This is a genomic window from Actinoplanes sp. NPDC051537 (assembly GCF_055586105.1).
The window spans coordinates 17,944-30,084 of sequence record NZ_JBVJIU010000009.1 but is presented as its reverse complement, the minus strand read 5'-3'; the positions used below and the strand labels follow the sequence as shown (position 1 = coordinate 30,084).

The following is a 12,141-nucleotide window of genomic DNA, read 5'->3' as shown; positions in this document are numbered from 1 at the left end:
TCCGCGGGGGCTTCGCCCTGCCGGACGCGAGCGTCCGAAGTGGATCGCCGGTCGTCCGACGCGCTCGGCACGACGGAGGCGGCCCAGAGCCCACGACAACCGGCCCGCCGGCGCTCCTGCTACCGGGCTGTCGATGTTGACCGACCACGTCTGCGCCACGGTCCGCTCCTCAGAGGGTTGGCCGACACCGCCGAGGTTCGCAGGAGAGGCTGAAGCGGCACTGACGCGGTGCTGAAAACGCAGGTGAAAGCTCAGGCCGGAGAGCCGGCCGTCAGTTTGCGGCCGTGCGCGGCGGCAAATGAGTGCGCGGCACCAGCGAACGACGTCGGTATCTCGAGCCGCCCGCTCGGGGCGCTGTCAACCCCAGGTCGCCATGAGCATTTCGGCCAGCCAGGTCTCGTAAGCCGTGCCGCCCCATTCCGCGGAAGCGGTGAGCTGGGTATAGAGGGCCGCGCTCGTCAGTGCCCAGCAAGCATCGGCCACACGCACGCGATCCGTGCCGGCTCGCAGTAGTCCGGTATCGGCGAGATGATCGACGAAAGCGCCCACGCCGGTGCGTCGTTCCCGCTCGCCGGCCTCCAGCACGGCGGCGGCCTCCGGGCCGGACTGGGCGAGCAGTGCGGCCAGGCCGGCGAGCCGCTCATGCACGCCACGGACGAACTGCGCGTACAGCAATATCTTGGTCGCCGGGTCGCTGGTCGCCCAGATCGTCCGCAATTGGGCCCTCTCGGCCATCGCTACCGGTTCGTCGTCGCCCGCCAGGGTGACGTCCCACAGCGCCTTGATCAGTCCGGGTTTCCCTCCGAACGTCTTGTAGATCGTTTCCGGGGACACCCCGGCGCGATCGGCGACCGCTCGGATGGTGCTGGCGCGGTAGCCGTCGGCAAAGAGCATCTCGCGGAAGGCGGCCAGAACCACCGCGCGGGTGCGGCGAGCGGCGGCTCGGCGGCTCGGCGACTCGTACGGCTTGCGGTCCGTTCGCGGCAATGACATGAAACACTTCCGCTCGAAGGGTTGGATACAGCACACTGTACTAGATTTCCCACCCGGCATCGGAGAGCTCATGCCCCGCCTCACTCCCACGATCGAACGCCTCGGCGACGACATCGTGAACTTCTACCTCGTAGAACACCCCGACGGGCTGACGCTCGTCGATGCCGGCCTGCCCGGGCACCGGCCGCAGGTGGAGGCGTTCCTGCCGGACGTGCGGGCGGTACTCCTGACGCACGGCCACCCGGATCACACCGGGCTGGCGGCCGCCGCTCAAAAGGCCGGCGCCGACGTCTGGATCCACCAGGCCGACGCGCCGATCCTGACCGACGGGCCGCGCAGCGCCATGCGGCACGCCAAGCCGGAGCGCTCCATGGTGCCGTACCTACTTCGCCGCCCCGCCGCGGTCGCCGCTCCGCTGCGCATGGCCCGCATGGGCGCCTTCAGCGCCAAAGCCGTGCCGGGGGTGCGCACCTTCTCCGGCGATCAGCGCCTTGATGACGTGCCCGGTCAGCCGCAGGTGATCACGCTGCCCGGACACACGCCCGGCACCGTCGCCTACCACTTTCCCGACCTCGGCGTACTGTTCACCGGCGACGCCCTGGTGACGCTGGACGGGCTGACCGGGCACACCGGGCCGAGGCTGATGTGCCGCGGCTTCACGCACGACGGCGCGACGGCGCTTGCCTCGCTCGACCGGCTGGCTGGAGTGCCCGCTTCTCTGATCCTTCCGGGCCACGGCGAGCCACTCGAAAGCAGTCCACAGCACGCCGCCGATCGGGCACGTCATGCCGGGTTGCGATAGGCGCCCGTCCTGGTCGCTGACGATCTTCACCGTCGACGAGGTCCGCCGGTCAGATCCGGGACTTGAGCTCCTGGTAGAACTTGGCCGGCTCGAGGCCGTTCAGCTCGTCGTCAATGCGGACGTCGACCACCCGCTGCCCGTCCCGCGGCACCAGCCGGGCGGTCGGCGCGCCGGTGCCGGCCTTCGGCTCGCCGTCCGACGTGCCCAGCACGTTGTCCTTCTCGTCCAGCAGTACGTGAACGATGCGCATGCCACCCTCCTCAGGGATCAGAAGCCGCCGCCGCGCCACTGGAACGCGACCGGGTTGGCGCCGTCGTTGCGTACGACGGCGTGATAGGTGATGTGACCGTTGGCGTCGAGGCTCTCCGCCGTCTGGGTGGTGACCAGCTCGCCCGAGGGTCCGAGTGGCTCGGCCTGGATCAGCTGGGGGCCGACGTCACCGTTGCCACCCCACGAGAACCACCAATCCTGCGAGATGCCGGGACCGATCGTCCCGGATCCGGATGTCCATGCCATAACCCCTCCTGAAAATTTGGTACGGCGCTAACGGCCGCCACCGCGCCATTGGAAGCGGACCGCCGACGGGCCGTCGTTGCGGACCGTCGCGTGATAACCGAGGTGCCCGTTGGTGTCCGAGGTCTCGCTGACCTGGACGGTCACCAGCTCGCCCGACGGCTCGACCGGCTGGGCCTGGATCAGCTGCGGTCCGACATCGCCGGTGCCGCCCCAGGAGAACCACCAGTCCTGCGAGGTTCCCGGGGCGATGCTGCCGAAGCCCGAGACCCAGTACGGACTGGGCCGGTACCAGATGTCGACCTCGCCGGCGTCGGCCGACACGTCCTCGTTCTCGACCAGCGTGTGCTGCCCGGTGTCGGTCACGTCGTTGTGGCCGGTCCAGGTGAACGACGGGTGGGTCGGCCCGGTGTCGATGCCGATGCCGCGCATCGCGGTGTACGACGAGTCCGGGTAGTCGGACGCGACCGTCACGCTGTACGCCTCAAGGGTCTCGATGCACCACGTCAGCTCCTCGACGTCCTGGATCGCCAGGCCCGCGTTGGCGATGCCGGTGAACTCGCAGTCGTAGCTGAACCCGGCCGGACCCTGCCCGGTCAGCGTCATCACGCCGGTGAGGACGTCGCCCTCGTCGACGTCGACCAGGCTCGAATGGAACGACTGGCCGGTCTGGCCGTCCGCGTACCAGCTCGCGACCGACCATTTCGCGCCGCCGCCGGCGGCCGACGGTCCCCACTGCAGCACCGGCTGGTAGATCATCGTGGAGTTCTGGATGCCGTTGAACAGGAAGATGGTCTGCCCGTTGCTGGTGGCCGGCGCGGGCGGCACGGTCCAGGTGGTGGTGAAGCGGGACACCGGGGTGCCGGTGTCGTTGAGCCACGACGCGTACGTGATCCAGCCGCTGCCCAGAGCCGGGACGGCCGTTTCCGCTTCCGTTTCCGGGCGTCGCACCTGGAACGGCATGAGTGGTCGGCCGAACGGCCGGACCGGCATCACGCCGTGGTCGGTGACGACCCGGCCGTCGGGCGCCAGCGTCTCCATCCGCCGCTCCCGCAGCCGGAGGCGGTGGCCGGGCGGCACCTCGTGCACCTGGGATCGGCGCCGGAGCCCGCCGGGGGTCAGGACGAGGTCGTCGGGCCCGCCCCGCTGTTCTTGCTGCTTCTGGGGACCGCTCTCCGCGTACGCCATGGCCCGTCCTTTCTCGCGTTCCACCTCGGCCGCGTCGCGCACCGAGAGGGAGCCGTCCGCCCCGGCGACCACGACCGACCCGGGCGGTACCAGGTGGGTCGACGATCGCGGTCGCGGACCGCCGGGAGCGATGACCGTCTCGTCGTCCGACATGACGCACGCTCCCTTTGCCCGAATCGATTAATGCGCGATTCGCGCTGATCAAAGCGTATGGACATTGGTCGATAAAGGTCCGACGCCGCTGTTCCGGACGTCTGGGTGCCCTGGTCGGAACCCGCGCTTTATGAGCCGACAATAGGGCCGGGGGAACGGCGCGTGGCACCCGCTGTCATCAAGCCGACTGGGCGCCGTATTCGCCTTTCGGCCGCTGTCCGGGAGGGCCGTCCCGGCGCTGGGTCGAGCGAGGCTTTGCTCGGGGTCAGAGCAGCAGCAGCGGGTCAGGATCGTCGGCGAAGCGTCCCTGGTCGTCGAGGGTGGCGCTGACCTTCAGGCTCACGCTGGTCGGGTGGGACGTGTTCGGCGACTTCGTGATGGTATGGTCGCCCGGTTTTAGCGTCCACCGTGCCGGTGTAGTCGTTCAGGTCGAATCCGGTGTCCTGCGATAAGTGGGCGGACTCGGTGCCGAGTCGGGCTTTCGCCGCGGCGAAAGCCTGTGCGGGATCGGCCGGAATGCTGACCGCGGCGTGCCGGGGACCGGCTGCACGTCCGGAATGCGGCTGACTGTTCGATGCCGAAGGTGGACACCAGCCTCGAGGTTGTCTTTCATGAGCCGGTGACCGACCGAACCTCACCACTCTCGGCCCGCGATGACCGGCCCGCGAAGCTTCCCAAGCCGATCTGGCGCGGCTGGATGCATCTCCTGTGGTTTCCGCTCTCCCTGATCGCCGGCACGTTCCTGGTCGCCGCCGCGCGTGGCGCCGCCGCGGTGACCGCGGCGGGCGTCTACGCGGTCGCCGTGAGTGCGATGTTCGGTGTCAGTGCCCTGTACCACCGCGTCGACTGGCAATTCGCGAGGAAGCGGATCCTGCAGCGATGCGACCACCTGATGATCTTTGTGCTGATCGCCGGAACCGCCACGCCGATGTATCAGCTGACGGCTTCCCCACGCTACGGACGCGTCTGCTCGATCGTGATGTGGGCGCTCGCGACGGCGGCGGCCGGCTTACACCTGGCGCGGATGCAAGCACCCGAGCGCGTAATTGGTGGCACTTATATCGCTCTCGCCACGGTGGCAGCTCTGGCTCTTCCGCTGGTCTGGATCCACGCCGGGCCACTCGCCGGAGGCCTGGCCATCGCCGGTGGCCTGTTGTACGTTGCCGGGGCCCTCGCCTACCACTACCGCAGACCCGACCCGGCGCCGTCGGTGTTCGGCTATCACGAGGTCTTTCATGCCTTCCTCTGCGCCGCTGTCACCTGTCACTATGTCGCCGTCTTCATCCTCGTGATCTAGCCGACCACTGCGCCGACGGCGCCGACCAGCCTTCCGGTCGTTCGCGCCGACCCGATCGAACTCGGCGTCTTCGAGGAAGCGACCACCGTCCGCCTACCGCTCCTGCGGCGGCACTACGGACTGGCCTTGTCGGGATCGGGCTACGAGCCGTGGCCGGCGTGGCCGTCGTGGGCGATCGCGCCCACCGTGCACGCGGCGTCCGGGGGGTTGGCGCGCACGGCGATCAGGGCGCGGCCCGTCACCGTGGCGCCGGGTGGGACCCGGTTGACCAGGCCGACGCCGGCGCCGAGTGGGCCGGCGGGCGCGGCCACCGTGAGCTCCACCTTGTAGGCGTGCTCCACGCGGTCGCCGTTGGCGATCGTGTAGGTGACGTCGGCCGAGCCCGCGTTCTGCAGGTCACAGGAGGCGACGCGGGCGGTCACGCTCTGCGGGGGGACCCTGGTGCCGGCCGGCGTCAGCACCACCGCGAGCACCCCGGCCAGCACGAGGACCGGGATCTCGGCCACCAGCGGGGCGAGACGGGCCGGAAGGCTAGGCATGCTTGAACACCACCGTCGCCATCAGCCAGACCGTCGACGCGCCCGTGGTCGCGCTGGCCGCGGGGGAGCCGCCGGTGCCGGCCACGGTGTCCTCGACGAGCATGTCCATGTTGCTGTTGGGGGACAGGTTCACCCGCGTCGTGTAGCCCGGGTCCCCGGTCAGCGTATTGCCGAAGCCCGAGTCGGCGTAGAAGCCGATCGCCAGTTCGCCGTCGGCGGTGACGGCCGGGGTGGCGGCCGACTTCACCACCTGCTGGCCGGTGGTGGTGCCGGTACCGGTCGCCTGCTGGTCGACGGCGCCGGCGCCCGCGGCGGTCGACAGGCCGGAGTACTCGGCCACCGCGATTCCGACGTCGGCCGACGCGCTGACCTTCGCCGTGATGGTGGGCTTGGTGCCACCGGTCGCCACCACGGCGCTCCAGACGCTGACCTGCGTGTGGTCGGACGCGGTGAACGAGGTGAGCTTCGTGAAGACGTCACCGGCGCTGTCGGTGACCGTGCTGACCGTCGCCGACCCGGCACTCCACACGCCGACCTCGACGACCAGCCGGTCGTTGGTCGTCGCGTTGGCCGGCAGGGTCGCGGCCAGGCTGGTCTTGCCGGCGCCCTGGGCCGATACCTGCTGGACGAAGGCCGGCGCGGTCACGTTCGTCGGCGTCACCGGGTTGGAGGCGGCGGAGTCCGGTGAGGTGCCGACCGCGTTCGTCGCCGACACCTTGAAGGTGTACGCGGTGCCGTTGGTCAGCCCGGTCATGGTCGCGGTCGGCGCCGTTACGGTCACCGGGTTCTGCGCGGTGCCGCCGATGTAGGGCGTCACCGTGTAGGACGTGATGGCGCTGCCCCCGTTGGCCGGCGCCGACCAGCTCACGGTGGCCGAAGCGTTGCCGGCGGTGGCGGTCACCCCGCTCGGTGGGGCCGGGGCGGTCGGCGGCCCGGCCGTGCCCGGCTTGAACACGAGCGTGCCGAGCAGCCAGGTGGTGCTCGCTCCGGCGCCGACCGTCGCGTTGGGCTTGGCGCCGGCCGCGACGACCTGGTCCTCGGTGAGCAGGTCGATGTTGCCGTTGGGGGAGACGTTGCCGCGTACGGTCCAGCCGCTGCCGGCGGTGAGCGGGTGGTTGAAGCCCGAGTCGCCGTAGAAGCCGATCGCCAGCTCGTTGCCGCCTGTGGTGGCCGCGGTCGCGCCGGACTGAACCGTCGTGGCACCCGACGTGGTGCCCGAGTTGGTGGCCGCGACATCGACCACGCCGGCATCAGCCGCCGTCGACAGCCCGCTGTACTCCGTCGCGACGACGCCGACATCGGCGGTGCCGGACGCGCGGGCGGTGATGACCGGCGCCTGCCCGCCACCGCCGGTGATCGGCGCGGTCCAGACGCTCAGCTCGGTGCTGTCGGCGGCCTTCCAGTGCGCCACTTCGGTGAACGGGTCTCCGGCCGAGTCGGTCACCCCGCTGGTCGTCGCGCCGGTGCCGCTCCACGTGCCGACCTCGACGACCAGCCGGTTGCCGGAGCCGAGGTTCCCCGGCAGGGTGACCGACTGCGTGCCGCCCGTGCCCTGGGCGCCGGTCTGCTGCACGAACGTCGGGGTGGCCACCGTGCCCGGCGTCACGGCGTTGGAAGCGGCCGAGGCGGGCGACGTCCCGATCGCGTTCGTCGCCGTCACCTTGAAGGTGTACGCGGTGCCGTTGGTCAGCCCGGTCACGGTCGCGGTCGTGGCCGGCGGGTTGCCCGTCACCGTCATCGGGGCCTGCGCGGTGGTGCCGGCATACGGCGTGACGGTGTATCCGGTGACCGGGCTGCCGCTGTTCGGCGGCGCGGTCCACCGCACCGTCGCGAACTTGTCGCCGGCCGTGGCGCTCACCGCGGTCGGCGCGGCGGGCGCGGTCGGCGCCTGGGACATCTGCACCATCGAGGCGACCGACGGCACGCCCTTGTCGTTGACGATGAACAGCATGTAGTAGCCGGGCGGCGCGAGCGCCGAACTGGCCGGCGCCTGCACCGACAGCGTGGAGCCGTCGGTGGTGAAGCTCAGCGGCACGAAGTGCTGGTTCATGTCCATCTGGTGGGTGTCGGCGCCCAGCGAGACGAGGTTCACCGAGCTGATGCTGGCCGCGTCGGGGGTCGACACCGAGATGGTGCCGCCGTAGGACGCGCCCGCCGACGCCGAGGTGATCGTCGGCCGCGCTCCGTTGGACAGGTACGGCGGGGAGTAGTACTGCGCCGAGTACTGTCCGTCGGCACCCTGCCCGTACGGGTGACCGCCGCCCGCGACGAGCACCCGGCCGTCCGGCATGAGCAGCGCGGTCGAGTGGTAGTTGCGGGCCGCCGCCATCGAGGCGCCGGTCGTCCACGCCTGCGTGGCCGGGTCCCAGATCTCGGTCGACAGCACGCCGGAGGCGACGACGCCCTGGTTGGTGTTGGTGTTGCCGCCGACCGCGAGCACCTTGCCGTCGGCCAGCATCGTCAGCGTGTGATAGACGCGGGCCGAGCTCATCGGCGCCGCCGCCGTCCAGGTCGGGCCGGCGGAGGTGAGGTCGATGGTGGCGGCCGTGTTGAACGCCGGCCCCGACGCGTTGACGTTGGCGCCGCCGCCGGTGTAGAGCACCTTGCCCGGCCGGTACATCACCGACGACCCATTGTGTACGCCGCTGGCCCCGCCGGTCGGGGTCCAGGTCTGCGCGTTGACGTCGAGCAGGAACGAGTTGTCCTCGTCCGGCCCGATCGCGAAGATCTTGCCGCTGGGCAGCAGGTAGGAGAACGGGTACTCGGTCTCGTGGATCTGCGGCGTGGACACGTTCGACAGCAAGGTCCAGGTGTTGGTCGACGGGTCGTACACCTCGGGCGTGTCGGCCCAGTGTGCCGAGGTGGTGTCGTTGCCGCTGAGCGCCACGTACCGGCCGTCGGCCAGTTCGGTCACCGTCGGGTACCAGCGCGGGAAGTGCATGTCGGCGACGCGCGACCAGCTGTTGGTGGCCGGGTCGAAGATGTTCGTGTCGGCAATGCCGATCTTGCCGGTGGTCAGGCCGCCGTAGCCGCCGACGACGAGCACCCGGCCGTCGGGCAGGGTGGCCCCGCCGTCGCAGAAGACGCTCGTCGGCGCGTTGACGGTGGTGAACGTATTCGGCGTCGACGGGTTCCAGATGACCGACGGCTGCGGCTGCTGCCAGCCGTCCCAGGCGACCACGTTGCCGTTGTAGAGCAGCGTGTTGGACAACGCGACGATCGGCCAGGTCTGCAGGCTCGACCAGGAGCCGGCGGGGGAGGAGCCGGGGGTGACCGGGTTCGAGGCGGCCGAGGCGGGTCCGCTGCCGACCGCGTTGGCGGCGGTGACCGTGAACGTGTAGGCGGTGCCGTTGGTCAGCCCGGGCACCGTCGCGGTCGTCGCCGGTGGGTTGCCGGTGACGGTCGTGGCGGCCTGCGCCGTCGTTCCCACGTACGGCGTGACGGTGTAGCCGGTGATCGGGCTGCCGCCGTTGCCGGGCGCGTTCCAGGTGACCGTGGCAGCGCTGTTGCCCGCGGTGGCGGTCACCCCGCTGGGAGCCGACGGCGCGGTGGGCGGGTTGCCGGAGCCGCTGCCGGCGCGCAGCACGAGCACCGCCATCAGCCAGGTGGTGCCGGCGCCGGTGCCGGCCGTCGCCGAGACGGTCGAGCCGACCGACACCACCTTGTCCTCGGCCAGCAGCTCCATGTCGCCGTTCGGTGACATGTTGGCCCGCTGGGCGAACCCGCTGCCGGCGGTCAGGGCGGCGCCGAAGCCCGAGTCGGCGTAGAGCCCGAGCGCCAGCTCACCGTCGGCGCTCGCGGCGGCCGTGGTTCCCGAGCTGACGCTGCCCGCACCCGAGGTGGTACCGGCGGCGTGGGCCTGCTGGTCCAGCACCGTCGCGTCGGTGACGGTGGACAGCCCCGAGTACTCCAGCGCCAGGACTCCGACGTCGGCCGACGACGTGGGCTTGGCCGTGATGGTGGGCTTCGTGCCGCCCGTCGCCACGACGGCGGTCCACACGCTCATCTCCGTGTGGTCGGTCGCGGTGTAGCTGAGCAGCTTGACGAACGTGTCGCCGGCGTTGTCGGTGACCGTGCTGATCGTGGCGCTCTTCGAGTTCCACACCCCGACCTCGACGACGAGGCGGTTGCCGGCGACCGTGTTGGACGGCAGCGTGACGGCGCGGGTGCTACCGAGTCCGTGCGCCGTTGCCTGCTGGACAAAGCTGGGCGTGGCGGCGGCGTAGCCGGGCGTGCCGGCCGTCATGCCGGCGGCGGTCACCGCCACGCATACCGCGCCAATCGCCAGCCTTCGGGACAACGATCGCATGCCTGCTCCTGCATCCGACGAGGGCGAGCCCCCACACGCTGTGAGGACGGCGCAGTGTCCCCACACTGTGATCCCGCGCCGGACCGGTGAGCAAGATTCACGACAATGCCCGGACCCGGTTCTGCACGTTCGGCTGACCGACGCTCATCCTCGCGTGCGGCCGGGGACGGCCAGCCATCTGAACCGCAGGTGAGGGCGTCGACCGCCTCGTCGACCCAGTCGTGCAGTGGAGCGCGGCGCCCGGCGGGGGAGCCGTCAGCCGGGCCCGCGCCGCCTGGCCGGCCGTCGCGGCCGAGCCGGCCGGAATGCAACCCCACGGCCATCCTCAATCCCGGTCGAAACGACCAATCCGCAAGAAACATCAGCAACCGACGAAACGCCGCCGCGTCGGCTCCGCCGGCTAAATGCCCGGTGGGGGAGGCGGTTGCATCGGCTCGACCCGGATCCGGCGACCGCCCGCCATGGAGCGTTAACGTTCACAACTCGAAGCGCCGAATGACGTACGTCCAAGTCCGCACCGACCGGAGATGTCGCGCTGCCATAACGGTTTTCATAGGCTCCCGTTGAGGCGTTTTTCGCTCATAACGCGAGAAGAATGCGGCCCAGGCCGGCCGGAAACGATCCGTTGACTAGCCGTTGGCGCCGGCGTAACAATCGACGAGCGGCCCGCTAGTTAACGTTCACAACTGCCTCCCGCCGGACCGGTCGAGGCGCGTCCGGCCGGCGACCCCAACCGGCCCCGGGCCCGCATCCCCTCCCCGGGCGCAGTCCACCCGATCACCGTCCCCGAACGACAAGCGAGGTTTCCATGACCCTCATCCCCAGGCGTTTCCGGCGCAGAGCGCTGCTGTCGGCGGCCGGCGTCGCCGGGCTGCTCGGCGGCATCCTGGCCGCGGTGGCGCCCGCGCACGCCGCGGTCACCGGACCGTGCGACATCTACGCCTCCGGCGGCACCCCGTGCGTCGCCGCGCACAGCACGACCCGCGCCCTGTTCGGCGCGTACACCGGCTCGCTCTATCAGGTGCGGCGCGCCTCCGACAACACGTACCGCAGCATCAGCCCGGTCGGCGCCGGCGGCTACGCCGACGCGGCCGGTCAGGACTCGTTCTGCGCCGGCACCACCTGCTTGATCACCCGGATCTACGACCAGACCGGGCGCGGCAACGACCTCACCCAGGCGCCCGGCGGCGGCGCGGCCGGCGGCCCGGACAACCTGGCCAACGCCACCGCCGCCCCGATCACGATCAACGGCAACAAGGTGTACGGCGTCTTCGTCGCCCCCGGCACCGGCTACCGCAACAACAACACCAACGGCATCGCCACCGGCGACCAGCCCGAGGGCATGTACGCCATCTTCGACGGCACCCACTACAACGGCGGCTGCTGCTTCGACTACGGCAACGCCGAGACCAGCAGCAACGACACCGGCAACGGCCACATGGAAGCCATCTACTTCGGCAACATCAAGGTCTGGGGCTACGGCACCGGCAACGGGCCATGGGTCATGGCCGACCTCGAGAACGGGCTCTTCTCCGGGGTCAACGCCGGGTACAACGCCAACGACCCGTCGATCAGCAACCGGTTCGTCACCGCGATCATCAAGGGTCAGCCCAACCAGTGGGCGATCCGGGCCGGCAACGCCCAGTCCGGCGGCCTGTCCACCTACTACAGCGGCCCGCGACCCAACGTCAACGGCTACAACCCGATGCACAAGGAGGGCGCCATCATCCTGGGCATCGGCGGCGACAACAGCAAGGGCTCGGCGGGCACCTTCTACGAGGGCGTCATGACCAGCGGCTACCCGTCCGACGCCACCGAGAACGCGGTGCAGGCCAACATCGTGTCGGCCGGCTACGGCACGTCGACGGGCGGCGGCGGAAGCGGTAAGGAGATCGTCGGCGGGCAGTCGGGCCGGTGCGTCGACGTACCGAACTCGTCCACCACCAACAGCACCCAGGTGCAGCTGTACGACTGCTGGGGCGGCACCAACCAGCTCTGGACGTCCACCTCGGGCAAGCAACTGATGGTGTACGGCAACAAGTGCCTGGACGCGAACGCCAAGGGCACCACCAACGGCACCGCGGTCATCATCTACGACTGCAACGGCCAGACCAACCAGCAGTGGAACGTCAACAGCAACGGCACGGTCACCGGCGTGCAGTCGGGGCTGTGCCTGGACGCGAACGGCGCCGGCACGGCCAACGGCACGAAGCTGATTCTGTGGTCCTGCAACGGTCAGTCCAACCAGCAGTGGAGTCTGCGGTAGGCGCAGCCCTCCGACGGAGCGACCGCACAACGGGCCGGTGGGGCCACCTCCCACCGGCCCGTTGGCGTTCCCGCGGTCCGG

9 protein-coding genes are annotated in these 12,141 nt (G+C 70.4%); 3 read left to right on the top strand and 6 right to left on the bottom strand.

The features are described from left to right. Positions 1-357: 357 nt before the first annotated feature. The gene (locus ACZ6TB_RS22625; RefSeq protein WP_465556601.1) at positions 358-993 is read right to left on the bottom strand and encodes a TetR/AcrR family transcriptional regulator; all 636 of its coding nucleotides are present in this window, start codon (positions 991-993) and stop codon (positions 358-360) included. Here ACZ6TB_RS22625 and ACZ6TB_RS22620 point away from each other — a divergent pair. Beyond that, a complete protein-coding gene (locus tag ACZ6TB_RS22620; RefSeq protein ID WP_465556600.1) occupies positions 992-1,795 on the top strand; it encodes an MBL fold metallo-hydrolase in 804 nt (267 codons plus the stop codon). The two genes, ACZ6TB_RS22625 and ACZ6TB_RS22620, sit on opposite strands and share 2 nt — an antisense overlap. A gap of 49 nt (positions 1,796-1,844) precedes the next feature. Here ACZ6TB_RS22620 and ACZ6TB_RS22615 read toward each other — a convergent pair whose 3' ends face one another. The 3 genes from ACZ6TB_RS22615 to ACZ6TB_RS22605 are packed head-to-tail and all read right to left on the bottom strand — an operon-like array spanning position 1,845 to position 3,649. After that, entirely contained in the window at positions 1,845-2,045 is a 201-nt protein-coding gene (locus tag ACZ6TB_RS22615) for a hypothetical protein (protein ID WP_030435760.1), read from the bottom strand. Between the two features lie 17 nt (positions 2,046-2,062). Beyond that, positions 2,063-2,311 carry a hypothetical protein gene (locus ACZ6TB_RS22610; RefSeq protein WP_465556597.1) on the bottom strand — a complete coding sequence of 83 codons (249 nt, stop codon included), beginning with the start codon at positions 2,309-2,311 and terminating at the stop codon, positions 2,063-2,065. 27 nt (positions 2,312-2,338) lie between these two features. After that, a complete protein-coding gene (locus tag ACZ6TB_RS22605; protein ID WP_465556595.1) occupies positions 2,339-3,649 on the bottom strand; it encodes a hypothetical protein in 1,311 nt (436 codons plus the stop codon). Between the two features lie 583 nt (positions 3,650-4,232). Here ACZ6TB_RS22605 and trhA point away from each other — a divergent pair. After that, positions 4,233-4,946 (top strand): PAQR family membrane homeostasis protein TrhA, encoded by a 714-nt coding sequence (trhA, locus tag ACZ6TB_RS22600; protein WP_465556593.1) that lies wholly within the window; start codon positions 4,233-4,235, stop codon positions 4,944-4,946. Positions 4,947-5,086: 140 nt separating this feature from the next. Here the strand turns inward: trhA and ACZ6TB_RS22595 are convergent, their stop codons facing one another. Beyond that, positions 5,087-5,485, bottom strand: a complete 399-nt coding sequence (locus tag ACZ6TB_RS22595) for a hypothetical protein (RefSeq protein WP_465556591.1) — start codon at positions 5,483-5,485, stop codon at positions 5,087-5,089. Then, positions 5,478-9,752: a fibronectin type III domain-containing protein gene (locus ACZ6TB_RS22590; RefSeq protein ID WP_465556589.1), complete on the bottom strand. Its 4,275-nt coding sequence runs from the start codon at positions 9,750-9,752 to the stop codon at positions 5,478-5,480. The genes ACZ6TB_RS22595 and ACZ6TB_RS22590 overlap by 8 nt, the downstream gene beginning before the upstream one ends. Positions 9,753-10,602: 850 nt before the next feature. Here ACZ6TB_RS22590 and ACZ6TB_RS22585 point away from each other — a divergent pair. Continuing rightward, the gene (locus ACZ6TB_RS22585) at positions 10,603-12,060 is read left to right on the top strand and encodes an arabinofuranosidase catalytic domain-containing protein (protein ID WP_465556587.1); all 1,458 of its coding nucleotides are present in this window, start codon (positions 10,603-10,605) and stop codon (positions 12,058-12,060) included. Positions 12,061-12,141: the final 81 nt, after the last annotated feature.